The sequence below is a fragment of the Snodgrassella sp. CFCC 13594 genome, from assembly GCF_001590725.1.
GTDB lineage: Bacteria > Pseudomonadota > Gammaproteobacteria > Burkholderiales > Neisseriaceae > Snodgrassella.
The window spans coordinates 106,445-132,405 of the sequence record NZ_LQXR01000004.1; the positions used below are offsets into that span (position 1 = coordinate 106,445).

Consider the following 25,961-nt stretch of genomic DNA (forward strand, 5'->3'; position numbering starts at 1 on the left):
CCACCTCTCAGTATTCGCATGGGCAAGATTAGTCATTTTGTTTATGGAAAGCAAATGCAGGATTATAATTAGGCTTTATTTAACGGACATTCATCCATGTGGGCTTCGATAGCAGCCATTGCCTTGGGTGGCGCCATCGGTTCGGTATTACGATGGTTATTGGGCAATGCGCTCAACAGCTTTAACCCGAATTTGCCTTATGGCACACTTACTGCCAATTGGGTGGGGGCCTACATCATTGGTGTTGCCATGGCATTCTTTGCCAATCTGCCTTCGTTATCGCCCGAATGGCGATTATTTATCATCACTGGTTTTTTGGGTGGACTCACAACGTTCTCTACTTTTTCAGCGGAGTCTGTTACCTTGCTGCAAAGCCAACGATTTGGCTGGGCCGCTTTACACATCGCATTACATCTAGGTGGCTCTCTATTGCTGACTACCCTTGGCATACTTACCTTGCATTGGTTTAAGGCTGCCTGAAATGTTACGCATCTTTTGAACCACACGGCGAATTCTGGCATTATCACAATCCATATAGCCTTGCGCCTCCGAATCGATTGTGTACTGGATTGGCTACCCAATATTGACCGCAGGTTCCTCGAATAATCGCCATACACTCTCTTCTTCAATCACTTCGCCGCCATCAATGCCTCATTTGGTTACTCACCTTATTGTGACATCCATTTAATTCATTATCGTAATAAACAAACTCCGCATCTATTTTAAACCGTGATATTATTAAATAATAATAATAATTATTATTATCTATTTTCCCGACTTTCTATGGCTACTTTTTGAAGGAGAACGCATGAGAACAACATATCTATACCTGTCTATGGCGACTATGGGATTCTTCGGACTGGCACAAGCAGCCGATTTAAAAGTGTATACCATCCGCAGTGCCGAGGCGATGAAGCCTGCTGTTGCAGCCTATGAGCAGCAAACAGGTCATAAAGTTACTTTGGTGGCTGACAAAGATGCGGGCAAAAAACTGCTTGCGGGCAACATTACCGATGGTGATGTGTTTATTGGGGTGGATGTCGATAATTTGAGCAAAATCAGTGCTGCCAAGCTTTGGCTGCCAATTCGTTCATCTGTTTTGAACAACAATATTCCGCGTGCGCTGCGTGACCAGCAAAATGAATGGTATGGATTGGGGGTGCGGGTGCGCACACCATATTATGACAGCCGCCAGGTTAAGCCTTCTGAAATCAACACATATGCTGATTTAGCCCAATCAAAATGGCAAGGTAAGTTGTGTTTACGTGGCACAAGGGGTACCTATAATCAAGGCTTAGTAGCTTATTTGATTGAAACTGAAGGCAAGGCAAAAGCCAAGCAAATTGTTGCAGGCTGGTTGAAAAATTTGGCAGCTCCGCCTTTTGACAATGACACCAAAATGATAGAAGCCATCGCCGCCGGCACTTGTAGCGTAGGCATTGGCAACAGCTATTATCTGAGCCGTTATTTGAAGGATCATCCCAATACGCCAGTTGCCGCGCGCTACGTGAACCAGAGTGGACGCGGGGTACAGGCCAACATCTCTGGTGGCGGCGTTCTGAGAACCAGTCAGCAGCCCAAATTGGCGCAGTCATTTTTAGAATGGTTGTCATCCCCGGCAGGGCAAGCATTATATGCTCCTGGCGCGGAAGAATTTCCGGCCAATCCAAAAGCAAAAGTGGCCGATTTGGTTGGCCATTGGGGTAAACCCAAATTGGCCAACACATCGTTAAACGCAATCGCCAAACGCTATCCAGAAGCGCAAACCATCATCGATGAGTTAAATTGGAAGTAATGCTTTGTTCTAAAACAGGCTGCCTAAATACATTCAGGCAGCCTGTTTTACAATTGGACAACAATCAACTATACAATGGGATTTAAGCCAATCCTTTTTTGGATAAATAGCCTTCATAATCACCCAAATGATGCTCAAAGCCACCTTCGCCGTCCAATTCAATGATTTGAGTGGCCAAGCTGGATACAAATTGGCGGTCATGTGACACAAAAATCAAGGTTCCAGGAAATTTCTCTAATGCCATATTCAAAGACTCAATGCTTTCCATATCCATATGGTTAGTGGGTTCATCCATGATCAGCACATTTGGTTCTTGCAAAATTAACTTACCATAAAGCATGCGCCCTTTTTCACCACCGGAAAGCACCTGTACCTGCTTGCCGACATCATTCCCACCAAACAACAAGCGCCCCAGAGTACCGCGAATCACCTGCTCATCGTCCCCTTCTTTGCCCCACTGGCGCATCCAGTCGGTTAAGGTCATCGGCACATCAAAATCATTTTCATGGTCTTGGGGGTAATAGCCCACCTCGGCTTTTTCTGCCCATTTAATACTGCCTGCATCGGCTTTAATGCCTTCACCATAAGCAACATCATAAGCACCCGCCAAAAGTTTCAATAAGGTAGATTTCCCGGCACCATTGGGGCCAATAATCGCCAAGCGCTCGCCAGCATCAAGCATAAAATTCAGGTTTTTAAACAGCTGCTTATCAAACCGTTTGCTCAAACCTTGTACTTCCAATGCCTGGCGATGCAATTTTTTCTTATCGTCATAATCAAAGCGAATAAATGGGTTTTGACGACTGGAAGGTTTTACTTCCACCATTTCCGATTTAATTTTATCGGCTTGTTTCAAACGACTGGTTGCCTGTCGCGCTTTGGATTTATTGGCAGAGAAGCGCGCCACAAATTCCTGCAATTCTTGTAGGCGCTCTTTTGCCTTGGCATTGTCTTTAACAGTACGCTCGCGCGCCTGAGCTGAAGCGAGCATATAGTCATCATAATTTCCGGGGTAAAGCGTAATGCCGCCGTAGTCGACGTCGGCAGTGTAGGTACATACCTCATTCAAAAAATGACGGTCATGCGAAATAATGATCATGGTGGATTCATAGCCATTGAGTACGCCTTCCAACCACCGGATGGTATTGATGTCCAAGTTATTGGTAGGCTCGTCCAACAGCAATACATCAGGCTTGGAAAACAGCGCCTGAGCCAACAATACGCGCAACTTAAAACCCGGTGCCACCTCGCTCATGGTTGCCTGATGTAAATGTGTATCAATGCCTACACCGTTTAATAATTCACCAGCACGGGCTTCCGCAGTGTAGCCGTCGTATTCGGCAAATTTGGCCTCTAAATCGGCAGCGCGCATATAATCATCTTCGGTCGCATCCGGATTCATATAAATAGCATCGCGTTCGGTCATTGCGGCCCACATCTCAGTGTGCCCCATCATCACCACATCCAGCACCCGCATGTCTTCATATGCAAATTGGTCTTGGCGCAATTTACCCAAGCGCAATCCTTGGTCGATAGCCACTTCACCACCACTGGGCTCCAAATCCCCGCCCAGAATTTTCATAAAGGTGGACTTCCCCGAACCATTGGCACCAATCAGGCCATAACGCTCGCCGCCACCAAATTTAACTGACACATTTTCAAACAATGGCTTGGCACCAAATTGCATGGTGATATTATTGGTACTGATCACGGTCTGTATCCCTGCTTAAACAATCATAAAATCGGCGAATTTTAGCACAATCATGCTACTCATGCGTGACACCAGCCCATCAGCCAGCCACATCGCCTTCTTGGCAGCCTAATGACAATCAATGGTGATAACTGATCATTTGGCATGGGCGTGTGGATCTGGGCACTCATCCCATGCTTCAAAACAATCGACTCTAAAAAGTTTCAATGCACAGACCTGAGATGGCTATTGATTTCATCTCACAAGAAAAATGTACGACTCAAACAACTTAGCTGAAATTCAACTGGCCACTGCTTTGTCACACAACGACCAACATTAATCTCGGCCATGGGCGAAATTCCACACCGGGTTTATCCTGCCGATGCGACTTAGCCCCCAAAGCACAATCGACAAATTACTATGGCGCTCATGCCGTTTATTGCATACCTGATTAGTCAAAACGCTGCTTTTGGGTACCATCACATTGGCTGACAGCCAAGCCAGTACCGTCCCAACCACTGCTCTGCAAACACAAATTGGTTCCATTCAGTCTAATTTGATTTTGTATCCGGCGCCAATCTTGCATTGAATCGCCGGTGCAACGACGCCCAAAAACCGCACTTCCCTGCGTTTGCAAACACATGCCATTAATGATCACCCGGCCTTGGCGAAAACCCAGCATTTGGCTGCGGTGCTAGATAGACAAGGTGCTTCAAACACGGCTGCGCGCCCATCTGCTAACTCGTCTCCCATCGTCACACATTGACCGGAAGCCATGCGCAAGGTCGCAAGACCTGCTGTCGAAGGCGCGATGATGGTGGTTTGGCTGGGATAATCACCCTCCATCGCCGAATCAACCGGTATCTCACCATAAATCACAGTGCTACCGGGTGGCGCATAGATGCGCACAGTTTTGTTGATGGTCGTGGTTGATTGCGTAGGAATACGAACGCTAATGCGTCGATCAGGCCGATGATCTCGATACACCACGTCAGCATACACGGGCGTGAACACGCTCACAAAAATCAACCACCTCAGCCAATTCACGTAACCCAAGCTAGATTTTTTCAACATCAGCATTCCCCTATATGTTCAGGCAGCCACCAACCAGAATCACTTCACCCTACCACAAACACATTCAAGTACGCGTTTATGCTCGGATTTCCCAACATTGATGAATTTTTTTATTGCGAAAATCTTCCGGTACCGATTGTGTACTAATGTCTTTAATGTCATAGCGCTCAGTTAAGGCTTTATCCAATTCAAAACTGCGTAAATTATTGGAGAAAAACAAAACGCCTTTGGGTGCCAACAAGCGCATGGCACCGTCCACCAAGATCGATTGATCACGTTGCACATCCAATATTGACAACATTTTTTTGCTGTTTGAAAAACTCGGCGGATCCATCACGATCAAATCAAATTGTTTACCTGCATCCGCAGCCTGCTTTAAATATTGCAAAACATCAGCGCGAATAATTTGGTGCTGCGTTTCATCAATGTCATTTAGGACAAAATTGCGCCGCGCCCAATCCAAGTATGTGTTGGACAAATCTACAGTTTCCGATGCAACGGCCCCCCCCGTAGCCGCATACACACTAAAACTGCCGGTATACGCAAATAGATTTAAAAACCGTCTGCCAGAAGCCAATTCACCCAAGCGCTGCCGCGTGTTTCGGTGATCAAGAAATAAACCAGTGTCTAGGTATTTATCCAGATTCACCCAAAAAGCGCGGCCGTGCTCATGCACCACAAAATCCACCCCCAACTGCCCCGTTTTTTCGTATTGCTCTTTGCCTTTCTGTCGTTCTCGTCGTTTTAAGTGGATCTGCTCAGGCTTAAATCCGGTCACGTACCCAATGGCGTTTTGCACTTCTACCAACCACGCTTCATGCACATTGTCCGGCAACAGCCATCCTGTGTCATACTCCTGCAAATGAATGTGCTCGCCATAAATATCAATTGCAAACGGGTATTGCGGCACATCTCGATCATATAATCGCCATGCTTCCAAGTCATGGCGACGCGCCCATTTCATTAAATGCTTGATATTTTTACCCAGACGATTGGCAAAAGCCGTTATTTCCGACATGCTCGACAACGCTTTCTTGAAACGCGGATCAACCGCCATAAGTGCTTATTGTACTGGTAAACAGCCCAAGCTCATATCCACATGCCTATCCATTGGGCAAGTAACGCTTCATTAGCACACCCAGCTCCAACCCGTAAAGCCAATTCGTTTTCAGTTATATGACAGTCAAAATAAAAACAGCACCAGCACAATCACCAAAAAATTTGACATAAGTAATTCATTTACTTATAATACGCGCCTTCGAAGCCATCGTCACTTCAGCCCATCATGCGGTTTTGCCGCATTCTTCTGCGTTTGTATCATAGCGCTTAGCCGGTTGTCGCCGATGTTTAACCTCAAGCACACGCTTGCGACACACCCGGCCAACGCCAATCCACATTGCTATTGCGTCCGTATTGCTTCAGGCAGCCTGATCAATCCATTCAATAAATGGATGAATTAGGAAGCCGCAGGTCTGTCGTTGATCATTTAGGAAAATAATGTCTTTGTCTTTTGCTGATTTACATCTGGACCAACCTTTAACCGACGCGCTGGCCGCAGCGGGTTACGACAGCCCCACACCCGTTCAATTGGAATCCATTCCGCCAGGCTTGGCTGGTCATGACTTAATGGTTTCGGCGCAAACAGGTTCCGGTAAAACCGCGGCATTTTTACTACCAACTTTGCAAAAACTCCTCAAACGCAGCGACCAGCCCGGTAAAGGCCCGCGCGCTTTGGTACTTACCCCAACACGCGAATTGGCCCAGCAAGTCGAAAAAAATGCCCAGCTCTATGGCAAAAATATGCCTTGGTTACGCACCGTAACCTTGGTGGGTGGCACGTCATTTGGTCAACAAATTCGCGCATTGGGCCGCCCCATTGATTTGATTGTGGCGACACCCGGCCGCCTGATGGACCATATGCGTCAAGGTCGTGTGGACTTTAGTCGCTTAGAAGTACTGATTCTGGATGAGGCCGACCGAATGCTGGATATGGGCTTCATCGATGATATTGAAACCATTGTGGCCGCCACCCCAAAAGAACGTCAAACCTTATTATTTTCAGCCACTTGGGATGGTGTCGTAGGCAAACTGGCTCAGAAGTTGACCCAAGACCCACAAAAAATCGACATTGCACGTGAAGCTGAACAAGGCCAGATTGATGAGCAGCTTTTGTATTGTGATGATTTGCGTCACAAAAACCGTTTGCTGGATCATATTTTACGCGACAACAGCATCAACCAGGCTGTCATTTTTACGGCCACCAAAGCCATGACCGAACAATTGGCAGACGAATTATACGAAAAAGGTTTTGCAGCCAATTGCCTTCACGGTGATATGCCACAAGTCTGGCGTAACCGCACCCTCAATGATTTGCGAAAAGGCCGTATTAAAATTTTAGTGGCCACCGATGTAGCAGCCCGTGGCATTGATGTACCCAGCATTACCCACGTTATCAACTACGATTTGCCCAAACAGGCTGAAGATTACGTACACCGGATCGGGCGAACTGGCCGTGCTGGACGAACCGGCTTGGCGATTACCTTTGCCGAAGTCAACGAATACATCAAAGTACAAAAAATTGAGCGCTATCTGACTCGAAAGCTGCCTGAAACCACCATTGAAGGCATGGAGCCCACTCGCAAACGCTCAGGAAAACAAGCCATGCGGAACCGTCGCCCAGGACAAGGCAAGGGTCAATGGCAAGGTGATCGCAATCAACGACCAGGCAAAAGTGCAGGCAATAAACACACAGCGCGTAACGGCAAACCCAATGGCGCTCGCCCCGCCTCAGCAGCACGCAGCAACACGACCAAATCAGCACCTCGAAATAGCCATTAATCTTTGATTTAAAATCGATTTCAGCCACCGTTTACATGGCTGAAATCGGTTTATATACCATCTTATTTCATTAATATCCTAAATAATTCACATAAGCACACAGAGATTTACATCAGTAACACAGGCATAGTGCTTGCCAACCCATCATTGAGCCCTTATATTGAAAGGGCAATAAACTTAAATCAATTTAAATAAATAAACGAGCAGCGAAAAGACAGCAATTTGGCAATTCATCAAATTGTCATCGATTGTCACTACACTGCTTAATTAATGAAAAACTTAATGACAAAAGTTGATGTCCACATCAACACTTGAGAATGAAAGGAAGTAATATGCAACATCGTCGTCGTTTACAAATTTTCCAAGCAGCCAAGCGCACTGCTTTTAATCATATTCATCACGATAAATACATGGTTAATCAGAAACCAGCCACGCAATTGGTGGCATCAGAACGTTAATCGGTTCTAATCCCATCATGCTAGCCGCAGCCCATTGCTGCGGCTTTTTATTGGCATTTGATTTCAATCATTCCAGCTCCGCTATCACAATCACATTGATAACAAAAATCCCGGCCATAAGGTCGGGATTTTGGCGCTATAGGCCTACGGACAAACGGCTTTTTAATGAGCCAAATCAAAAGCTGCCTGAATGTGAGGTAATACCTTGTCCAACGCCAAGATCGTGGCTTCTTGGTCGCGCCTTGCTTGATATTCCACATTGCCTTCTTTTAAGCCGCGATCGCCAATGACAATGCGATGCGGAATGCCCAGCAATTCCGAATCATGCAGCAAAACACCAGAGCGTTCATCTCGATCATCCAGCAATACGTCGAATCCGGCCTGCTGCAATTGTGCATACAAATCATCAGCGGCAGCTTTCACTGTATCCGACTTGCGATAGTTCATGGGTACAATCACCACCGTAAACGGAGCCATAGCATTGGTCCAAATAATGCCTTGCGCATCATAATTTTGCTCAATAGCCGCAGCCACCACGCGGGTAATACCGATGCCATAGCACCCCATTTCCATCACCTGACTTTTGCCATTTTGATCGAGGAAAGTAGCACCCATGGCTTGAGAATATTTGGTGCGCAATTGGAATACGTGGCCCACTTCAATCCCTCGCGCCAGCTTCAGGCAACCTTGGCCATCTGGACTGGTATCACCTGCAATGACATTGCGCAAATCCACAAATATCGGCTCAGGCGCATCGCGATCAAAGTTAAAGCCCGTGTAGTGATGGTCATCTTGGTTGGCACCAATCACCCAATCAGCACCTTTTTCAATGGCGTAATCAGCATATACTTTACCCACGAAACCCACAGGCCCCAACGAGCCACCATGCGCATGAAAGGCTGCCTGAATAGCTGCAGTGGAAGCCATGGTTAAAGGTACTTTCACACCAGCCAATTTTTCTGCTTTTACATCATTGAATTGGTGATCTCCGCGCAGCAGCAGCAGTACCACACTACCTTCTTCATCTCCTTCAACCACAATCGATTTCAGTGTTTGGGTAACAGGAATGTGCAGAAAAGAGACCAAATCAGCAATACTGCGTACGTCTGGGGTATGGATTTTGGTCAACGCCTGTGTTGACGCGGCGCGCTCCCCCGAGAGTGGCAGTGTTGCCGCCAATTCAACATTGGCCGCAAAATCAGAACCGTCACTGTAGGCAATGACATCTTCCCCGCTCTCAGCAATGACTTGAAATTCATGTGATCCTGTGCCGCCTATGCTGCCAGTATCTGCGGCAACAGGACGATAATCCAAGCCTAAACGATTAAATACACGGCAATAGGCTTGATACATTGCCATGTATGTGGCTTTTAAAGAATCAAAATCTGCATGGAAAGAATAAGCATCCTTCATCACAAATTCACGGGCACGCATCACCCCAAAACGAGGTCGCACTTCATCGCGGAATTTGGTTTGAATATGATAGAAATTGAGCGGCAGCTGCTTATAACTCTTCACTTCACTGCGCACAATATCGGTCATCACCTCTTCGCAAGTGGGCCCCATACAAAAGTCACGGTCATGGCGGTCTTTGAAACGCAGTAGCTCTTTGCCGTAAAACTCCCAGCGACCACTTTCTTGCCACAATTCTGCCGGCTGGACGACCGGCATCAACAATTCAACCGATCCGGCGCGGTTCATTTCTTCACGCACAATCGCTTCCACTTTACGCAATACCCGCAAGCCCATGGGCATCCAAGTATACAAACCACTGGCTTCCCGCTTAATCAAGCCGGCACGCAGCATCAGCTTATGGCTGGCCAACTCAGCTTCTGCAGGCGCTTCTTTCAAAGTTGAAATAAAAAATTGACTGGCTTTCATGCTCATCTCCCAAAACTGGGCGTCATTGTACCAGCAAACGCGAAGCCCGTTGATACGCGTCAAATAAACTCAGGCTGCCTGAAAACATGAATATCACTAAGCCAAATCAGAATTTAGACAAACACCGCAGTCGATTGCTATCATCGCTCATTAAGCTATAAAAAGAATCGCGTTATGAACATTTTACTCATGTATTCCAGCCGCTTTGGCCAAACCCAAAAAATCGCACAAATCCTAGAATCCGAGTGGTCTCGCTCAGGCGCCCTTGTTACCTTGGTAGATTTAGAGGAAGCCGAAAAAAAGCAAATTGATCCTGCTGCTTTCGATACCATTGTGATCGGCGCATCTATTCGTTATGGGCATTATGCGCCGGTGCTGCAACACTGGGTAGACAACCATATCGACACATTAAACAGCACACCCAGTGCCTTTTTTAGCGTTAGTATTCTGGCCAATAAGCCTCATCGCAATACACCTGAAACCCACAGCTATACCCGAAAATTTTTCGAAAAAAGCGCATGGAGACCGCAACACATTGGCATTTTCGCGGGTGAATTGGACTATCGAAAATACCATTTATTGGATCGCTATTTGATGAAATTCGTAATGTGGCTTAACAAAGGTGAGACCGATTTCAAAGCCCACATTGAGTTTACTGATTGGGAGAAAGTGCGCCATTTCGGTCAAGCTGTATTGGCTACAACCAATGACCAGCCAAAAGAAATAAGCAAAACCAATTAAATCCATACTCATTCTATCGAGAGCGCGTGAACGTCAGTGCGTCCAATGAGTTTCGGATGTTGGATGACAAGCGCTTTTTCAATCAATGGAATCATGATCATAATACATCCATAGAGCTTGACAGCGCTGCCTATTAAAGCCGCTCTTTTGCCATACAATCATACTTGGCGGATGCATAAATATAGATACGGCACCGCCATCGGGAACCACAACCCGTTTCAACCAAAGCTAAAATATTGCGACAGCGCGCGTTCATGAAATAATGTTTCGTGCCACAGACTGTTGCGTCACTTTAAAAAAGGCAAGGCCATGTAGTGACATGCCTTGCCTGTTGTGCTACAGAAATCCCCATGCTCAAAATATTATGCCGCCGAGCCCATCTGCTCAAGTTCGATGGATGCTGCCAGCAAAGACAATCGAGCCAAGACCCCATAAACATACAAGCGATTACCTTCACAATCGTGCGGATTATTCGCCTGGGGCAGGCCTAGATTTTCCCATTGCTCAAATGCCCGTTTACTATTGGCCTCCTCCTGCATCAAATCTTTTTCCAAATCAGATTCCGCAGAAACAATATTGCGTTGCAGCGGCACAAAACGCATGCCGGCCGCATTCAGGTTCTCATCTGGGCCGCGCCCTTCGTGCACGCGATAAAAGCCACCAATAACAAAACGATCCATCATATAGACAACCGGCTCTGCCACCGCACCGTGCAGGGTTTCATAGGTATAAATACCTTCTTGCACAATCACTTCTGTAACAGCCAAACCTTCTTTAATTTTGGCCATTTTATTGCGGTTTTTGCGATTCAACCCGCGTACTTCGTCTGCCGAATGCACACTCATAACCCCCATACCATAAGTACCGGCATCGGCTTTCACAATCACAAACGGCGCATCTTCAATACCCAGTTCATCATATTTCGCCTGAATTTTAGCCAGCAGGCGTGCCACCGTATCTGCCAACTTATCTTCACCTTCGCGATCCTGAAAATCCAATCCGCTGCAAGATTCAAAATACGGATTGATGCACCAAGGATCAATACCTACTAACTGAGCAAATTCAGCAGCCACTTGGTCATAAGCTGCAAAGTGATGCGTTTTACGCCGGGTTGTCCATCCACCAGTCAACGGCGGAAGCACCGTCTGATTAAGCCCTTCCAATACAGTTGGCACACCACCAGACAAATCATTGTTGAGTAATATCAAGCAAGGTGAAAAACCATCGGCCAAATGCACGCGATCACGCGTTCGCAATACTGGCTCCAAAGTAATTGTTTCGCCCAATGCCGTTTCTAGTTCAATAGGCTCAGTAATATCGGGATTTAGGCTACCCAAGCGTACAGTAAAGCCAGCATGACGTAGAATTTGACTTAAAGCGAATACGTTTTGCAAATAAAAAGTATTTCGTGTGTGATTTTCTGGGATCAACAACACAGAGCGGGCTGTTTCACAGCCGCGCTCAACTGCGTCTTGCGCCGCTGCTGCGGCCAATGGCAAAAAATGTGTATTGAGGTTATTGAAGCCACCAGGAAACAGATTCATATCGATACTGGCCATCTTGTACCCGCTATTGCGGATGTCCACCGAACCATAAAATGGCGGCTTGTGCGCACGCCATTGCGTTCGAAACCAAGCCTCTATTTCTGCTTGCTTGGTTAAAATATTGCGTTCAAACGACTGTAACTGCAACAAATATGCGGGGGCAATTTCTGGTAAACCCATATGAAATCCTTTACCGATAAACGATATTGATATGGCGGCAAATTAAGCATTATACAAGAGCAGCACACTTTAAAAGCCGATTTACCCAGCCAGCAGTATAGCCAGCTCTATTCGACTTCACTCGTCCACCCGTATTTGGGCATTCTATTCTAAGTAATAACCGCCGATAACACCTTTCAGGCAGCCCTTATTACCGTCATCAGTTCAGCAGATAGAGGGAAACAACATTATTTAATATGACAATATGTCTAATTTTAATAAAAAATATTATTAAAATTTACTGAATCCTATTTTTTTAGACAAAAATCTTGTAAAACGTCTAATTTAATATTAAGATGGCACACACATAGACCAACCAAAACACAATGATTATGAGTGCACAAACCCTCTACGATAAACTTTGGAACAGCCACGTGGTTCGGGAAGAAGCAGATGGTACAGTATTACTGTATATTGACCGACATTTGGTTCATGAGGTCACCAGCCCACAAGCCTTTGAAGGACTTAAATTGGCACACCGTCCTTTGTGGCGCAAAGACAGTATTGTGTCAACAGCAGACCATAACACCCCAACCGATCATTGGGAGGATGGTATCAAGGATCCCATATCCAAATTACAAGTTGATACCCTAGACGCCAATATCAAAGCTTTTGGGGCGCTGGCTTATTTTCCGTTTAAAGACCGTGGCCAAGGTATTGTGCACGTCATGGGCCCAGAACAAGGTGCGACCCTACCGGGCATGACAGTAGTGTGCGGTGATTCACATACCTCGACTCACGGCGCTTTTGGCGCACTCGCACATGGCATTGGCACCTCAGAAGTGGAACATGTCATGGCCACACAGTGTATCACGGCAAAAAAATCCAAAGCCATGCTGATAGAAGTTTCAGGCAACCTTAAGCCAGGCATTACCGCCAAAGACGTGGCCTTATACATTATTGGACAAATTGGCACTGCCGGCGGTACAGGGTATGCTATTGAATTTGGCGGTGATGCCATTCACAGTTTATCCATGGAAGGCCGCATGACCTTGTGCAACATGGCCATCGAAGCCGGCGCACGCTCAGGTTTGGTGGCTGTTGATGATATCACCATCAATTACGTGAAAAATAAACCGTTTGCGCCACAAGGCCCAGATTGGGACAAAGCTGTTGGTTATTGGAAAACATTGATTTCTGATCCAGGTGCCCGCTTCGATAAAGTCATCACACTCAATGCCGCAGATATTGAGCCACAAGTGACTTGGGGTACGTCGCCGGAAATGGTGACCACAGTCAATGGCATGGTTCCCAACCCCGCTCTTGAAACCGATCCAGTGAAACGAGAAGGCATGGAGCGAGCATTGTCTTATATGGGTTTAACCGCAGATACGCCAGTACACGATATTCCAGTAGATGTGGTCTTCATCGGCTCTTGCACCAATAGCCGCATTGAAGATTTGCGGGCTGCCGCCGTTGTGGCCAAGGGCCGCCACAAAGCCGCCAATGTCAACCGTGTGCTGGTCGTTCCAGGCTCAGGGCTGGTCAAACAACAAGCTGAAGCTGAGGGCTTAGACGAAATATTTACGGCAGCGGGCTTTGAATGGCGGGAACCAGGATGCTCCATGTGTTTGGCCATGAATGCAGACCGCCTGAATCCTCAAGAGCGCTGTGCATCCACGTCCAATCGAAATTTTGAAGGCCGACAAGGCAATGGCGGTCGCACGCATTTGGTTAGCCCCTCAATGGCAGCAGCTGCTGCTGTTACCGGCCATTTCACAGATGTGCGCCATTTACCGGCCCTTTAAACGGCCTCCTCCTAACCCACAATATTAGCCCGTGTATTGAATTTTTTGGTCATTATGGGCATGATGCTCGGGCAGCATGATTGATTTTTCAAACCCATTTCATTAAGGAATACAGAATGAAACGAATCTGTTTATTGGTTTTGGCTTCTGCCGCTTTATTGGCCGGTTGTAACACCGTCTCTGGCGTGGGTAAAGACATCAAAGCCGGCGGCCAAGCGGTACAAAACGCCGCTGAGTAAATCTATTCATTTCCATCACGAAAGGACTGAATCATGAAAAAATTTCTATTGATTGCCGTTGCAGCACTAACTTTTTTGGCAGGTTGCAATACCGTTTCTGGCGTAGGCAAAGATGTTAAAGCCGGTGGCCAAGCAGTGTCTAATGCCGCCGATGATGTAAAAGCCAATATGTAATCGGTAACACAGCCCGACCATATCGCGTCGGGCTTATTGTTCAATCATTGATTGCTGTCTGAAAGTTGTTATGAAATCTTTTACCACCCTCACTGCTTTGGTAGCACCGCTGGATCGGGCCAATGTAGACACCGATGCAATTATTCCCAAGCAATTCCTGAAGTCCATCAAACGTAGCGGCTTTGGCCCCAATGCTTTTGATGAATGGCGCTATTTGGATCATGGCGAGCCCGGCATGGACAATAGCCAACGTCCTTTAAACCCCGATTTTGTGCTCAACCAGCCTCGTTATCAGGATGCGCATATTTTACTGACGCGCAAAAATTTTGGCTGCGGCTCCAGCCGTGAGCACGCACCTTGGGCTTTGGATGATTATGGCTTTCGTGCAGTCATTGCGCCATCTTTCGCCGACATTTTTTTCAATAATTGCTACAAAAATGGCTTATTGCCGATCGTGTTACCGGAAGATGTGGTTGACCAACTGTTTGCTGAAGTAGTGAATCATGAAGGCTATCAACTAAACATTGACTTACCGGCCCAAACCGTGACCACACCCAGTGGTACCCGTATCACTTTCGACATCACTGAGCATCGCAAACACTGTTTGCTGAATGGCCTTGATGAAATTGGTTTGACCTTACAACACGCCGATGAAATCAAGGCGTTTGAATCCAAGCATCAGGCAGCACAACCTTGGCTGTATCACACTGTAACCAAATAAACCCATTACCTTATCCTGAATAGACTCAGTTTATTGCTGTTCAGGCAGCTCTATCTATGATTCATTGACTGCCCGAACCCATTGGAAAAACACCATGACCCAACATTTAGCCATCCTGCCTGGCGACGGCATTGGCCCCGAAATTATTGAACAAACCGTACGCATCCTAGACCGATTGATTGCAGATGGCTTGGATGCGGATTATCAATACGCACCGCTGGGTGGCGCGGCTTATGATGAATACGGCCATCCTTATCCAGAATTCACACAAAAACTCTGCCGATCAGCTGATGCGGTTTTGCTCGGCGCCGTGGGTGGCCCCCAATATGATCAGCTTGATCGCCCTCTACGCCCAGAACGCGGTTTGTTGGCAATTCGCAAAGATTTAAACCTGTTTGCCAATTTCCGGCCCGCTATTTTGTTTCCGGAGTTGGCCAATGCGTCCACCCTTAAGCCGGAAGTGGTATCAGGGCTGAATATTCTCATCGTGCGTGAGTTAACTGGTGACATCTATTTTGGTGAGCCACGCGGTATCCATACCAATGCTCAAGGTGAGCGCGAAGGTGTCAATACCATGCGCTACGCCGAATCAGAAATTCGTCGTATCGGTAAAATCGCTTATGAAGCAGCACAAAAGCGCAACAAAAAATTGTGCTCAGTGGATAAAGCCAATGTTTTAGAAACCACAGAAATGTGGCGCCAAATCATCACTGCCATGAACAGCGACTACCCCGATGTGGAACTCACCCACATGTATGTAGACAATGCCGCCATGCAATTGGTGAAAGCACCCAAGCAATTTGACGTCATGGTGACTGGCAATATCTTTGGCGATATTTTATCTGATGAAGCATCCATGCTCACCGGCTCAATAGGCATGCTGCCTTCAGCCTCGCTCAATGAAACAGGCAAAGGTTTATATGAGCCATCACACGGTTCCGCTCCCGATATTGCCGGACAAAATAAAGCCAATCCGCTGGCCACCATTTTGTCTTTGGCCATGTTGCTGCGTTACAGCCTAAGCAACGAAGATGCGGCTCAGCGCGTTGAACAAGCAGTAGGCAAAGTATTGGCTCAAGGTTTGCGCACCGGGGATATCTATGAAGATGGCTGCACTTTGGTTTCATGCAGTGGCATGGGTGATGCGGTATTGGCTGCGTTGTAAATCCGTACATAACCCACGTTATGCAGCGCCTAGAATGTTGCCTGAAAAAGCTTTAGGCAACATAAGTAGCCCCCATGTCTTAATAATGTAGTGCAGCTTTTTTATAATGCTTCAGGCAACATGCGTAGTACCCATGCGAATTGAGCGCTACTCTCGGCGTTCGGTTTTTCTGTGCTGTCCATAGCGTGGATTGTCGGTTTCCGCTCATAGCGGCTGCAACCTCAAGCTTGGCGATCACCCATATTGCAGTCTATATAATGCGATATAGGTGCGCATCACCGGCAAAACTGGCCCTTCTTAAATACAGATTTTGACAGAAGCCAGGCAATCGGCCACAATCAAAATACACACCTCATCAACCAGAAAGGATGAATCATGAGTCAGGTTACGTTCAAAGGTACCCCCATTGAAGTCAATGGCCACTTCCCTGAGAAGAGCGAACAAGCGGCCGAGTTCGAATTGACCACCATCGATTTGACCGCTGCCGGCTTAGGCAATTATGCGGGCAAACGCAAAGTACTGAACATTTTTCCAAGCGTGGATACGGGCGTGTGTGCCGCTTCTGTACGCCGCTTTAATCAAGAAGCCACAGCCTTAAAAGATACTGTGGTTCTGTGTATTTCTGCTGATTTGCCATTTGCGCAAGCGCGCTTTTGTGGTGCAGAAGGCATAGACAATGTGGTGATGCTGTCTACATTCCGCAGCCCATCATTCAAAACCGATTATGGCGTTGACATCAGCACGGGGCCATTGGCTGGCCTATGTGCGCGAGCTGTAGTGGTACTGGATGCGAATAATCAGGTTTTGTATGCCGAACGAGTAGCGGAAATCGCCAACGAACCTGATTACGCAACAGCATTAAGCGTTTTGTAATATTTAATTGATTGGATAAGGCGTTCAGGCAGCCTGAGCGTCTTTTTTACGCATTCATATGGTAAAAATGGGCCACCCGACACCCCATGCATTTAAGCCGTCGCATCACTTTGCTAAAATAAACGCCATAAAATCATATTCGCAACACGGACACACCCATGAATCCCAATAATTCTGTTTTACAACGCCCCCAATTGATTCCCCCACATGGTGAAAAAAAAGTACTGCTGCATTCATGCTGTGCCCCTTGCGCTGGGGAAGTGATGGAAGCCATGCTGGCTTCTGGCCTTGATTTCACCATTTATTTTTACAACCCCAATATTCATCCCAAAAAAGAATACGAAATTCGCAAAGAGGAAAATAAAGCTTTTGCCATCAAACACAACATTCCTTTTATTGATGCCGATTACGACATGGATAATTGGTTCGAACGCGCCAAAGGCATGGAAAATGAGCCGGAGCGCGGCATACGCTGCACCATGTGCTTTGATATGCGCTTTGAACGCACTGCTTTATATGCGTACGAACATGGTTTCCCTATCATCACCAGTTCATTGGGTATTTCGCGTTGGAAAAACATGCAACAAATCAATGATTGTGGCATACGTGCGGCAGAAAAATACCCTAACCTAAGCTACTGGGATTACAACTGGCGCAAAGGCGGCGGCAGCCAACGCATGATAGAAATCAGCAAACGTGAACAGTTTTACCAACAAGAATATTGCGGCTGTGTCTATTCCTTGCGTGATACCAATGCATGGCGCCGTCAAACTGGCCGCCCATCGATTAAATTGGGCGTCAAATTTTACGGTGTAGACGTGGAAAACGATCCACCTGCCCCAAAACCTAAAATCAATCAAAAATAAATTGAGAACACACGATCATGACCTTCAAAGACACATTAGCCGGCTTACCTAATATTGATCACCTAGATCGCATCAATATCTGCGATGAAAGCGGAAAAGTGATACACAGCATTCCTGCCGTGCCAGGGAAATTGGGTTCTTTACGGGTTTATTATGCTTTGGCACAACAATTCCATGACCAGCTTACACCTGAGGCGGCGGAGCATGGTCTTACTTTGTTTGCAGAACACACTGCCGATGCACAACAACACCCTGGCAAGCATCCCAACATTGATTTTTTACTCCAAGTTTGCGATCACCAATTGCATCTGCGCCTGATTCCATTGGAAGACGACATCTAACACAACGCCACTATACCTCTTTCAGGCAACCACCATAAAAAACCCAGCCTAGGCTGGGTTTTGGAACATCACCATTCATTAAAATGGTGCATCAATATCCACAACATCAATCAATTTGTGGTTCACAAATTCTTTCAAGCCCAAGCCTAATAATTCACGGCCATAGCCAGAACGACGCACACCACCAAACATCAAATCGGCTTTAACCATGGTTGGATGGTTAACATAAACCATGCCGGTAGAAACCTGTTCAGCCACTTTATAACCACGCTTTTCGTCTTTGGTGAAGACTGAGCCACCCAAGCCAAACGGAGAATCATTGGCAATCTCAATGGCTTCTGCTTCGTCTTTGGCTTTGAAAATCAAGGAAACCGGGCCAAAAAACTCCCAATAATAGGCAGGATTGTCTTTGGTGACATTAGTCAAAACAGTGGGCTGCACAAATGCACCTTGTGTTGGTACTTTGGGGCCGACTTCAGTTGCAGTGGCACCATGAGCAACGGCTTCGGCAATCTGTTTGCGCACATCATCAGCTGCTTTTTGAGAAGACAATGGCGCTAAAGTGGTTTTGGCATCCATAGGATCACCCGCCACCAAGCCAGCCACACCTTCTGTGTATTTGCTCAAAAATTCATCGTATACAGAAGCATCCACGATCATGCGTTTAGATGAGACACACACTTGACCTGCGTTCCAATGACGGCCGAATACTGCCCATTTTACGGTTTTGTCTAATTCAGCATCGTTCAACACGATGAATGCATCAGCCCCACCCAATTCCATAGTGGATTTTTTCAGGTATTTGCCAGCCAACTGAGCCACAGATGCACCGGCAGCTTCAGAGCCCGTTAAGGCAACGCCGACCACCCGATCATCTTTGAGAATGTTTTCAATTTTACTGTGTGACACAAACAAATTGATAAAACAACCTTCAGGCAACCCTGCTTCGTGCATCAATTTTTCAAATGCTTCAGCGCATTGCGGCACATTAGAAGCATGCTTCAAAATCAAGGTATTGCCGGCAGACAATTGGGGCGCCAAAATACGGGCGATTTGATAATAAGGGAAATTCCATGGCTCAATAGCCAACAAAACACCCAGCGGGTCATGCACCAATACGGCTTTGCCTTCAGCAGGATCCAAAACAGGCAGCGCTTCTGGCTGCAATAACTTTTCAGCATTGCGCACATAATATTCAAAAATCTGTGCTGACAATTCCACTTCTGCCTTGGCTTCAGTGAATAATTTGCCCATTTCCAAAGTCAATAATTTGGCATAGCCATCGACATCGGCGCGCAACAAATCAGCTGCTTTTTGCAAAATCGCGCGACGCTCAGCATGGCTGGTTTTTTTCCATGACTGAAAAGCGCTGTCAGCAGAATCAATCGCTGCTACCACATCTGCATCAGTGGCATCTGGAAATTGTTTAACCAATTCATTGGTATAGGGATTAACGGTGGCAAAAGCCATTTTACTACCTCCTGTTAAGGGATGATGATCCCAAAATAATGCTCAACTCAAGGTTAAGCAGTGTGTGAAACAGTACGTAAAAAATTCAATGCTTCTTTCACTTCTTCATCAATAATACCGTGCCCCAGACCAGCATAAGTTTTTAATGACACATCAAAACCGGCTGCCTGAAGCAGATTAGCTGCATGCTGGCTTTCCTCCATTCGGATGGTGTGGTCTGCCTCACCATGCTGCAATAAAATTTTTGTGCTTTTGGGTGCCTCTGCAGCGATGGGTGTAGCCAAACGACCTGAAAACCCCAATACTGCCAGCACAGGCCAACGCCCAGAGGCGATGGCGTCCAAAGCCATAATGGTGCCCTGTGAAAAACCACAAAAAACCACTTGGTCTAAATCATCAACCAGCCCGTGCTTCATTAGCAAAGATTGGATTAGCGCATCAAAGTCGGCCCTCGCATCTTCAATACGGCGCAATCGGTTACCTGGTGAAATACCATTAAGATCAAACCATTCATAGCCATCGGCCAAAAAAGACATTGCATGAGGCGCATTGGGTGCCTCATAAATCATTCCTGGGAAAAATTGCTGCACATAATGGCCTAAAGGCGCCATATCAGCACCATTACTGCCAACGCCATGCAATAAAATCATCAAAGCTGGATTGCCCATCACTTTATTCCAACAACCGCCAACATTAATATCTAATTAAACCATTATAAGAAAACAAACGAAAAAATAATATAACAATTTGTTGATTGATTTTTTCTTTGAAGGAAATATCTCAGAGACTGCCATTTGGTTATTAGATAAATAAAAATTAAAGTATTGATATATTGATATTTATTTATTATTTATCGGTATCAGGTGACTGAGCCTTTACCCCTACTTCATGAGGGTTTATCCGCTGATGATCTTCCTGACCCAGACCAATTTGTTTTCGCAAACGCGTCATGTAAGCATTCACATCTAAACCTTGTCCATACCGCTGCGCCTGCCAAATGGTTTCCACCAGAGCATCCATCATGTCATGTTCTGCCGCTACCCAATCACCTTGATGACGTGCGCACAACGCATTATGTATGGCTGCAATACCAAAAGGCTGATCAATGGCCACTTGCTCTTGTATTGATAAATGCAAAGAAAGGTGGAGATAAGGATTGGTTTCCCCATCCTCAGGATGCCAAGTCTGGCTCAAATAGTCCTCTACGTGCGCCAAATAATGCTCATATTCTGTATGTGCTGTAATAATACGCAACGCCTTTTTCTGCAAAGCATCCAATTGTTGCGGCTCAAAGCGTTGTTGCCACACCTGCGCAAAAAAATGGCGCACATCATTGGTATTGACATCGTACATGATTTTATTCCTATTCAAAGCCCATGAACATTATACGATGAGATAGGGTGCACATCTGCCAACCATTTTTTTATGCAATATCTCTTCTCTTTAATTATTAAACCATTAATGGTAGTTTTGATGTCATCCATGTGCTTATGTTGCTGCTTGATATCGATAGCATACACTTGCCTATAGTCATCCCGTGTAATTCACACAGGGAGACCCAGTTCGATGTTTTTACATTCATTGAGCCCCTCCTGAAAACAAGCTACTTCACCGTATTAAGCAGCCTCATCGAATTTGCATCCTCTTAACTATCATTTCTACTTCAAAAAAAGTATAATGATTCCATCAAATCTGGGGGCGATCTTGGTTTCGACGGGGGTTGCGAAGCAGATGCGGGCATACCGGGGTCTCAGATTCCCGTAAAACACTGAATTGATATAGTCGCAAACGACGAATCTTACGCTTTAGCCGCTTAAGGCTAAACGTTGCAGCGGTTGGCCAATGGGCCGCGTGAGCTCGCTCACCGCAACGACATTTTACATTGGCTGGTTTATTATCGGGTTGCTTGATAATAAATAAGACTTAAGGCAACTGGTTTTCAGGCAGCCTGTCTGTCGGCGGTCTGGAAATAAGAATATTAAGTTGGCAAGACTAAGTATGTAGAACGCTTTGTAGAGGACTTTCGGACGGGGGTTCAATTCCCCCCGCCTCCACCAATTAAAGCCATTTAATTCAATCTATTGGGTTAAATGGCTTATCTTTTGGGCATCATTAACATATTTTATTCAATTAGAAACCCCTTTGAAGCCAATGAAAATATCGCAAAACTGATTGAGAACTACAATTTATCTGCTGCTGTTGGCATGTTCGCAACGATTAGTACTGAAGAAAACAAAGCTAAAACCACCACCAACTTCATAGCGCCATAAACAAATATGTTGTCATCATTAAAGCTGAATACGCTTTACTTGGTCTGCTAGAGCCTTCAGGCAACGCGAAGCAAATGGAATGAGCGTTAGAAATTCGCAATCCATGAGATTGAGAATGATACAAATTCTCAATAATTTATCATCGCCACCACAAGCCAACAAATACCTAAAAATATGTTTATTTTTATTTTTTGCTTATTTCACTATTAATATTGATTATTCAAAATCGACATGCTTTAAATTCTTTATTGATTACCGTTGCTAGTCGATTGTTATTATTATTTTGAACTTCATTTATAACCAAACTAACCCGTCCCTGTTTTATATCTAAGTACATCTCGTAATCTTTACCTGCTTCCAATATCACTGAAAATTTGCCACTATGAATTGTTCTAGATGACATTGCAGCCCCACCCAACCAAACATTAAGAAAATAAGGAGTATCTCCCTTATAAATAAATTCTTTATAAGTAACCCATTTTTCATCACTTGATTGAGATTTCTCTGTTTGCGGAATCCCGATACTATAATTCTTTAATTTCCTAGGCAATCCATTATAAAATCCACGCTTCAATTTAAAACTATCTGAACAAGTTTTATTAGCAACCAGTTGAATATTATCATAATTTCCATTGAGTCCGTACATTCTTATACGAGTATGAATTTTAGGGTTATATTTTGACGCTTGAACATTATCCAATAATGACTCGTATCGCCCATTGGATTCAATCTTTGTAAATCTATTTTTTTTAATTTCTCTTAACTCTTGTTTACGGGCTTTTTTTTCCGCACGTTTTTCTTGTTTTTTCTTCACAATTTCCTGTTTTTGTTCTGGTGTTAATTTTATTTTTTCTTTATTAGAAGAACATGCGGCTAATGAAAAAATACTAATACTAGTTTTGTTTTCATACAAAAACTCCAACACATATAATAATTTAATGCACTTAATTTTAAATAAATACTTCTTATCCTCAAAATCTCTCAGTCTTCAGTTCAAAACCGACCGAGTCCATCAAAATATAACACTATATAGACAAAAATTTGCATTTAATTACTTGTCATCTTTTATTGTGCTGTTTTTTATATTTTACTTGATATCATGGTAATACTTCCTAAAAATAGTTGATCCTAAAAATAAAGAATAGAATCACCTTGATTCAAGGATATTTTTATATCTAAATAAAATAATCATGAATATTTTAAAGCCAGTCGAATTCAATAATCCGTCAAGTTTGCGCTGGCATGGGTTTTGGAGGAAGTGGACAGGTTGTATCCAGATCGGGAATAGGATCAGGGCTATTTCTGGAAGCTATTTTATATTTTTCGTAATAACAATTGGCGCGTTGTGGATCCTTTGCTATGCCATAGTCTCCCTCATTAAATAGACGATGCAATTTAAAAAGGCTTTCCTTGTGGCCCAATTTGGCTGTTTGCTGAAAAATTTTCAGAGCTTGCATACCATCCTTAACAGTAACGCCATAGTGAAACCCAAGTTCATAACCAGCTTTTGCCAAGCCTTGATCCAGTGCGCATTGCAACAATGCCGCGCCAATAGCCTGCCCAGTGACTTTATCGGGTGATTGAGCGAAGGCCTCCAGCATTTTCTCACCAATTTCAAACTGTCCATAAGAGTTGCCCAGATCTGCAGATCGGCGGATATAGGCAAGCGCAGCTCCTGATTTTGCCTAACACCAATGCCTCGCTGGAGCATCACGCCCATGTGGTAATAGCCCACCCCTTTATCCAGTGCCATGAGTTTCCCCGCCCATTCGACAGCCTTGACGTGGTCACTTGGAGAGCCATTGGCCTGGTGTAGACCAACACCAGATTACTCATGGCCTTGACGTGCCCCATTTCAGCAGCCTGCAAGGTAAGGATGGTCGATTCGCGCAGTAAATTGGTGCTGTCTTTGCGAAATGCCAGACGATTGTACTCGCGGGAGCGCTGGAAGATGGCCTCAGCTTCGGGTGAAGGCATGGGAACATTGAGGTCTTCGCGCGCGCAGGTGAATTCAAAGCGGTTCCAGTCGATAGTGGGTGCAATCATGCTGGTGTCGACCTTGCCGGGAGTGAGATGGCAAGCTATCAAGCCGAAAGCCGCAACCATCAGAGCAGGGAGTAAGCGATAAATGGTTACTGAACTGATATTGCACCTTCCTCATAGATTAGACACTGAGATGCCTGACTCGGTTTGTTTCAAGATAGTAATGGTCTAACCATCGGTATATGGCGATTGTTGCATGCAAAATATCCTGCGTATCCATTACGAGAAAACTCTACTTAATGCTTCACTCATCTAGAGGGAATTTCCAGATAAATAAACCAACATAATATATTGTGACAGTATATTTATCTCAAATGAAAACTCACAGGAAAACCGCCTCGATACAGCATTTTGGATTTCCAATGAAAATTAGGTACGCCCGAATCGAGAGTTTCAACATGAACCTTATTGCAAACCGTATCCATTACCGACAGCAGCTCTACCATTGCAAAGCCCTTTCCGCCGCAAACTCTAGGCCCAAAACTGAATGCCGAATAGCGACCTTGGGTTTTATCTAATTTATTGTTTAGGGCTTCCTCTAAATTGGGCACCCATGGATTTTTATGAGTCTGCATATCATATGCAATACCCACCAATGAAACTGCTATCTTACTTCCAGCATCGATCACTTCATCACCAATTCTATCGTTTTGAACTGCGCAACGAGAAATCACGGGCACCGGTGGATAAAGTCTCAGACTTTCAGAAATAAATGACTCCAACTTAACAGCATGATCCAATTTTTCCCAATACCCATCAAAATGCCCAGCATGTGCGCTTTCTTCTTCAAGTACATGCTGAATTTCAGGGTATCGACCCAAGAGATAACATGCCCATCCAATCGCAGATGCGGTTGTTTCTGCACCCGCCGTAAATAACGCCAATAACTCATGCTCTAATATAATACCAGTTTGAGCAGAATCAGCCTGAATCAAGGCTTGTAATATTGGGCTATCAGAAAAATGGCCATACCGAAATATGGCTAAATCTTGTAATACTTGCACACGCAATTCCATTAAATCTGCCATGATAGATTTAATAGAGTGTTTATTAGCAGAACCCGGTGCAGCAATGCTAAATTCGGAACCGTAATCCATTAATCGAGTTAAATTATCGATATTGATACCCAATTCTTCAACAGTAATACCAAAATAATATTTAGTTAAAATACAAATAGATAATTTACGCAGAACTGAATCATCCAGTGTTAAGCCTTGTTTATTGATGACCTCATTAATCATTTGGCCTGTGAATTTTTTTGAAATTAACGCCAATTTTTCTTTATCAAAATGAGTAAAGAATGGCTGAGTTAATTGTTGACGATTTTTCCAAGCCTCGCCATCTTCGGACAACCTGGTTTGTCCCAGGGTATGGCGAAACCACAGCATATTTTTATGATAATTTTTATGATTAACTCTCAAGACATAATCAGCATCTTTTGCATTTTGAACAATGAATAATCTTTCACCATCAACTTCAGTCCATACGTTCTGCTGGTTATGCTTCCTGATTAAATCATATAAAAAATGACATAAATTCTGACTCTCAAGAATCATAATCCGTTTCTTTTTAAAACATTGACGACATCTTCCACAGAGCGCAGTTCAAGCAGTTCCATAATATCGACTTCGTGCCCTACCGCCTGCTCAATCCCGATAACCAAACCTTCAAAGCTTAAACTATCCATAGGTTGGATATCATTCAAGCTGCCGTTGTCGGGAATTTTTTCAACAGGGATAAATAGGCTTTTTGAAATAATATTTTTAGCAACTAAAATAGGATTCATCTGCATTTCTCAGTTTATTAATTTA

28 protein-coding genes and 1 other RNA gene are annotated in these 25,961 nt (G+C 45.0%); 15 read left to right on the top strand and 14 right to left on the bottom strand.

The window, feature by feature from the left end; all coding sequences use genetic code 11:
- The first annotated feature begins 96 nt into the window (after positions 1 to 96).
- The gene (crcB, locus tag A2F46_RS04245; RefSeq protein WP_066567111.1) at positions 97 to 480 is read left to right on the top strand and encodes a fluoride efflux transporter CrcB; all 384 of its coding nucleotides are present in this window, start codon (positions 97 to 99) and stop codon (positions 478 to 480) included.
- Between the two features lie 328 nt (positions 481 to 808).
- A complete protein-coding gene (locus A2F46_RS04250; protein WP_082783572.1) occupies positions 809 to 1,795 on the top strand; it encodes an extracellular solute-binding protein in 987 nt (328 codons plus the stop codon).
- An 82-nt stretch (positions 1,796 to 1,877) separates the two neighbouring features.
- Here A2F46_RS04250 and A2F46_RS04255 read toward each other — a convergent pair whose 3' ends face one another.
- The 4 genes from A2F46_RS04255 to A2F46_RS04270 form a co-directional block, all read right to left on the bottom strand.
- Complete coding sequence (locus A2F46_RS04255) at positions 1,878 to 3,506, bottom strand: ABC-F family ATPase (protein ID WP_066567116.1); 1,629 nt, start codon at positions 3,504 to 3,506, stop codon at positions 1,878 to 1,880.
- A 430-nt stretch (positions 3,507 to 3,936) separates the two neighbouring features.
- Positions 3,937 to 4,167 (bottom strand): ricin-type beta-trefoil lectin domain protein, encoded by a 231-nt coding sequence (locus tag A2F46_RS04260; protein WP_066567119.1) that lies wholly within the window; start codon positions 4,165 to 4,167, stop codon positions 3,937 to 3,939.
- The gene (locus tag A2F46_RS04265) at positions 4,140 to 4,559 is read right to left on the bottom strand and encodes a hypothetical protein (protein WP_066567127.1); all 420 of its coding nucleotides are present in this window, start codon (positions 4,557 to 4,559) and stop codon (positions 4,140 to 4,142) included. Before A2F46_RS04265 ends, A2F46_RS04260 begins: the two co-directional genes overlap by 28 nt.
- A 76-nt stretch (positions 4,560 to 4,635) precedes the next feature.
- Positions 4,636 to 5,577 (bottom strand): class I SAM-dependent methyltransferase, encoded by a 942-nt coding sequence (locus tag A2F46_RS04270; protein ID WP_066567209.1) that lies wholly within the window; start codon positions 5,575 to 5,577, stop codon positions 4,636 to 4,638.
- 479 nt (positions 5,578 to 6,056) lie between these two features.
- Here A2F46_RS04270 and A2F46_RS04275 point away from each other — a divergent pair, with 479 nt between their 5' ends.
- A complete protein-coding gene (locus tag A2F46_RS04275) occupies positions 6,057 to 7,397 on the top strand; it encodes a DEAD/DEAH box helicase (protein WP_066567129.1) in 1,341 nt (446 codons plus the stop codon).
- A 332-nt stretch (positions 7,398 to 7,729) separates the two neighbouring features.
- Positions 7,730 to 7,855, top strand: coding sequence for a hypothetical protein (locus A2F46_RS13200; protein ID WP_255358746.1), 126 nt, complete (start codon positions 7,730 to 7,732; stop codon positions 7,853 to 7,855).
- A gap of 162 nt (positions 7,856 to 8,017) precedes the next feature.
- On the opposite strand, the gene A2F46_RS04280 is transcribed toward A2F46_RS13200, so the two are convergent.
- On the bottom strand, positions 8,018 to 9,736 hold the full coding sequence (locus A2F46_RS04280; protein WP_066567133.1) for a proline--tRNA ligase: 1,719 nt from the start codon (positions 9,734 to 9,736) through the stop codon (positions 8,018 to 8,020).
- A gap of 174 nt (positions 9,737 to 9,910) precedes the next feature.
- On the opposite strand from A2F46_RS04280, the gene hemG reads away from it, so the two are divergent.
- Entirely contained in the window at positions 9,911 to 10,477 is a 567-nt protein-coding gene (gene hemG / locus A2F46_RS04285) for a menaquinone-dependent protoporphyrinogen IX dehydrogenase (protein ID WP_066567134.1), read from the top strand.
- 362 nt (positions 10,478 to 10,839) lie between these two features.
- On the opposite strand, the gene gshA is transcribed toward hemG, so the two are convergent.
- On the bottom strand, positions 10,840 to 12,201 hold the full coding sequence (gene gshA, locus A2F46_RS04290) for a glutamate--cysteine ligase (RefSeq protein ID WP_066567135.1): 1,362 nt from the start codon (positions 12,199 to 12,201) through the stop codon (positions 10,840 to 10,842).
- A 371-nt stretch (positions 12,202 to 12,572) separates the two neighbouring features.
- Here gshA and leuC point away from each other — a divergent pair, with 371 nt between their 5' ends.
- The 8 genes from leuC to A2F46_RS04330 all read left to right on the top strand — a co-directional run bounded on the left by leuC (position 12,573) and on the right by A2F46_RS04330 (position 18,367).
- A complete protein-coding gene (gene leuC, locus A2F46_RS04295) occupies positions 12,573 to 13,988 on the top strand; it encodes a 3-isopropylmalate dehydratase large subunit (RefSeq protein ID WP_066567212.1) in 1,416 nt (471 codons plus the stop codon).
- A gap of 116 nt (positions 13,989 to 14,104) precedes the next feature.
- Positions 14,105 to 14,227 carry an entericidin A/B family lipoprotein gene (locus A2F46_RS04300; protein WP_066567136.1) on the top strand — a complete coding sequence of 41 codons (123 nt, stop codon included), beginning with the start codon at positions 14,105 to 14,107 and terminating at the stop codon, positions 14,225 to 14,227.
- Positions 14,228 to 14,260: 33 nt separating this feature from the next.
- Positions 14,261 to 14,401: an entericidin A/B family lipoprotein gene (locus A2F46_RS04305; protein WP_066567138.1), complete on the top strand. Its 141-nt coding sequence runs from the start codon at positions 14,261 to 14,263 to the stop codon at positions 14,399 to 14,401.
- 70 nt (positions 14,402 to 14,471) lie between these two features.
- Entirely contained in the window at positions 14,472 to 15,122 is a 651-nt protein-coding gene (leuD, locus tag A2F46_RS04310) for a 3-isopropylmalate dehydratase small subunit (RefSeq protein WP_066567141.1), read from the top strand.
- 94 nt (positions 15,123 to 15,216) lie between these two features.
- The gene (leuB, locus tag A2F46_RS04315; RefSeq protein ID WP_066567145.1) at positions 15,217 to 16,287 is read left to right on the top strand and encodes a 3-isopropylmalate dehydrogenase; all 1,071 of its coding nucleotides are present in this window, start codon (positions 15,217 to 15,219) and stop codon (positions 16,285 to 16,287) included.
- A 375-nt stretch (positions 16,288 to 16,662) separates the two neighbouring features.
- Complete coding sequence (tpx, locus tag A2F46_RS04320) at positions 16,663 to 17,160, top strand: thiol peroxidase (RefSeq protein ID WP_066567147.1); 498 nt, start codon at positions 16,663 to 16,665, stop codon at positions 17,158 to 17,160.
- A 158-nt stretch (positions 17,161 to 17,318) separates the two neighbouring features.
- Positions 17,319 to 18,026: an epoxyqueuosine reductase QueH gene (locus A2F46_RS04325; RefSeq protein ID WP_066567149.1), complete on the top strand. Its 708-nt coding sequence runs from the start codon at positions 17,319 to 17,321 to the stop codon at positions 18,024 to 18,026.
- Positions 18,027 to 18,043: 17 nt separating this feature from the next.
- Positions 18,044 to 18,367, top strand: coding sequence for a DUF2322 family protein (locus A2F46_RS04330; protein ID WP_066567151.1), 324 nt, complete (start codon positions 18,044 to 18,046; stop codon positions 18,365 to 18,367).
- Positions 18,368 to 18,445: 78 nt separating this feature from the next.
- On the opposite strand, the gene A2F46_RS04335 is transcribed toward A2F46_RS04330, so the two are convergent.
- The 3 genes from A2F46_RS04335 to A2F46_RS04345 form a co-directional block, all read right to left on the bottom strand.
- The gene (locus tag A2F46_RS04335; RefSeq protein ID WP_066567153.1) at positions 18,446 to 19,837 is read right to left on the bottom strand and encodes an NAD-dependent succinate-semialdehyde dehydrogenase; all 1,392 of its coding nucleotides are present in this window, start codon (positions 19,835 to 19,837) and stop codon (positions 18,446 to 18,448) included.
- Positions 19,838 to 19,890: 53 nt separating this feature from the next.
- The gene (locus A2F46_RS04340) at positions 19,891 to 20,505 is read right to left on the bottom strand and encodes an alpha/beta hydrolase (protein ID WP_066567155.1); all 615 of its coding nucleotides are present in this window, start codon (positions 20,503 to 20,505) and stop codon (positions 19,891 to 19,893) included.
- A gap of 178 nt (positions 20,506 to 20,683) precedes the next feature.
- A complete protein-coding gene (locus A2F46_RS04345) occupies positions 20,684 to 21,190 on the bottom strand; it encodes a DUF1841 family protein (RefSeq protein WP_066567157.1) in 507 nt (168 codons plus the stop codon).
- A gap of 341 nt (positions 21,191 to 21,531) precedes the next feature.
- Here A2F46_RS04345 and ssrA point away from each other — a divergent pair.
- Both ssrA and A2F46_RS04355 read left to right on the top strand, forming a co-directional pair.
- Positions 21,532 to 21,894: a transfer-messenger RNA gene (gene ssrA / locus A2F46_RS04350) on the top strand.
- 33 nt (positions 21,895 to 21,927) lie between these two features.
- Positions 21,928 to 22,107: a hypothetical protein gene (locus A2F46_RS04355; RefSeq protein ID WP_066567159.1), complete on the top strand. Its 180-nt coding sequence runs from the start codon at positions 21,928 to 21,930 to the stop codon at positions 22,105 to 22,107.
- Positions 22,108 to 22,327: 220 nt separating this feature from the next.
- On the opposite strand, the gene A2F46_RS04360 is transcribed toward A2F46_RS04355, so the two are convergent.
- The 5 genes from A2F46_RS04360 to A2F46_RS04380 form a co-directional block, all read right to left on the bottom strand.
- Positions 22,328 to 23,020, bottom strand: a complete 693-nt coding sequence (locus tag A2F46_RS04360) for a hypothetical protein (protein ID WP_066567162.1) — start codon at positions 23,018 to 23,020, stop codon at positions 22,328 to 22,330.
- Positions 23,021 to 23,333: 313 nt separating this feature from the next.
- Positions 23,334 to 23,708 carry a sel1 repeat family protein gene (locus tag A2F46_RS04365; RefSeq protein WP_066567165.1) on the bottom strand — a complete coding sequence of 125 codons (375 nt, stop codon included), beginning with the start codon at positions 23,706 to 23,708 and terminating at the stop codon, positions 23,334 to 23,336.
- 109 nt (positions 23,709 to 23,817) lie between these two features.
- Positions 23,818 to 24,153: a hypothetical protein gene (locus A2F46_RS04370; RefSeq protein ID WP_156471554.1), complete on the bottom strand. Its 336-nt coding sequence runs from the start codon at positions 24,151 to 24,153 to the stop codon at positions 23,818 to 23,820.
- 302 nt (positions 24,154 to 24,455) lie between these two features.
- Positions 24,456 to 25,706, bottom strand: a complete 1,251-nt coding sequence (locus A2F46_RS04375) for a cytochrome P450 (RefSeq protein WP_066567176.1) — start codon at positions 25,704 to 25,706, stop codon at positions 24,456 to 24,458.
- Positions 25,703 to 25,936 (bottom strand): acyl carrier protein, encoded by a 234-nt coding sequence (locus tag A2F46_RS04380; protein ID WP_197457557.1) that lies wholly within the window; start codon positions 25,934 to 25,936, stop codon positions 25,703 to 25,705. The genes A2F46_RS04375 and A2F46_RS04380 overlap by 4 nt, the downstream gene beginning before the upstream one ends.
- Positions 25,937 to 25,961: the final 25 nt, after the last annotated feature.

Coding starts and splice junctions, on each gene's coding strand:
- crcB (WP_066567111.1), top strand. CDS start 97: ATGTGGGCTTCGATAGCAGCCATTGCCTTGGGTGGCGCCATCGGTTCG.
- A2F46_RS04250 (WP_082783572.1), top strand. CDS start 809: ATGAGAACAACATATCTATACCTGTCTATGGCGACTATGGGATTCTTC.
- A2F46_RS04260 (WP_066567119.1), bottom strand. CDS start 4,167: ATGCTGGGTTTTCGCCAAGGCCGGGTGATCATTAATGGCATGTGTTTG.
- A2F46_RS04265 (WP_066567127.1), bottom strand. CDS start 4,559: ATGTTGAAAAAATCTAGCTTGGGTTACGTGAATTGGCTGAGGTGGTTG.
- A2F46_RS04270 (WP_066567209.1), bottom strand. CDS start 5,577: ATGTCGGAAATAACGGCTTTTGCCAATCGTCTGGGTAAAAATATCAAG.
- A2F46_RS04275 (WP_066567129.1), top strand. CDS start 6,057: ATGTCTTTGTCTTTTGCTGATTTACATCTGGACCAACCTTTAACCGAC.
- A2F46_RS13200 (WP_255358746.1), top strand. CDS start 7,730: ATGCAACATCGTCGTCGTTTACAAATTTTCCAAGCAGCCAAGCGCACT.
- A2F46_RS04280 (WP_066567133.1), bottom strand. CDS start 9,736: ATGAAAGCCAGTCAATTTTTTATTTCAACTTTGAAAGAAGCGCCTGCA.
- hemG (WP_066567134.1), top strand. CDS start 9,911: ATGAACATTTTACTCATGTATTCCAGCCGCTTTGGCCAAACCCAAAAA.
- gshA (WP_066567135.1), bottom strand. CDS start 12,201: ATGGGTTTACCAGAAATTGCCCCCGCATATTTGTTGCAGTTACAGTCG.
- leuC (WP_066567212.1), top strand. CDS start 12,573: ATGAGTGCACAAACCCTCTACGATAAACTTTGGAACAGCCACGTGGTT.
- A2F46_RS04300 (WP_066567136.1), top strand. CDS start 14,105: ATGAAACGAATCTGTTTATTGGTTTTGGCTTCTGCCGCTTTATTGGCC.
- A2F46_RS04305 (WP_066567138.1), top strand. CDS start 14,261: ATGAAAAAATTTCTATTGATTGCCGTTGCAGCACTAACTTTTTTGGCA.
- leuD (WP_066567141.1), top strand. CDS start 14,472: ATGAAATCTTTTACCACCCTCACTGCTTTGGTAGCACCGCTGGATCGG.
- leuB (WP_066567145.1), top strand. CDS start 15,217: ATGACCCAACATTTAGCCATCCTGCCTGGCGACGGCATTGGCCCCGAA.
- tpx (WP_066567147.1), top strand. CDS start 16,663: ATGAGTCAGGTTACGTTCAAAGGTACCCCCATTGAAGTCAATGGCCAC.
- A2F46_RS04325 (WP_066567149.1), top strand. CDS start 17,319: ATGAATCCCAATAATTCTGTTTTACAACGCCCCCAATTGATTCCCCCA.
- A2F46_RS04330 (WP_066567151.1), top strand. CDS start 18,044: ATGACCTTCAAAGACACATTAGCCGGCTTACCTAATATTGATCACCTA.
- A2F46_RS04335 (WP_066567153.1), bottom strand. CDS start 19,837: ATGGCTTTTGCCACCGTTAATCCCTATACCAATGAATTGGTTAAACAA.
- A2F46_RS04340 (WP_066567155.1), bottom strand. CDS start 20,505: ATGGGCAATCCAGCTTTGATGATTTTATTGCATGGCGTTGGCAGTAAT.
- A2F46_RS04345 (WP_066567157.1), bottom strand. CDS start 21,190: ATGTACGATGTCAATACCAATGATGTGCGCCATTTTTTTGCGCAGGTG.
- A2F46_RS04355 (WP_066567159.1), top strand. CDS start 21,928: ATGGCTTATCTTTTGGGCATCATTAACATATTTTATTCAATTAGAAAC.
- A2F46_RS04365 (WP_066567165.1), bottom strand. CDS start 23,708: ATGCTGGAGGCCTTCGCTCAATCACCCGATAAAGTCACTGGGCAGGCT.
- A2F46_RS04370 (WP_156471554.1), bottom strand. CDS start 24,153: ATGATTGCACCCACTATCGACTGGAACCGCTTTGAATTCACCTGCGCG.
- A2F46_RS04375 (WP_066567176.1), bottom strand. CDS start 25,706: ATGATTCTTGAGAGTCAGAATTTATGTCATTTTTTATATGATTTAATC.
- A2F46_RS04380 (WP_197457557.1), bottom strand. CDS start 25,936: ATGAATCCTATTTTAGTTGCTAAAAATATTATTTCAAAAAGCCTATTT.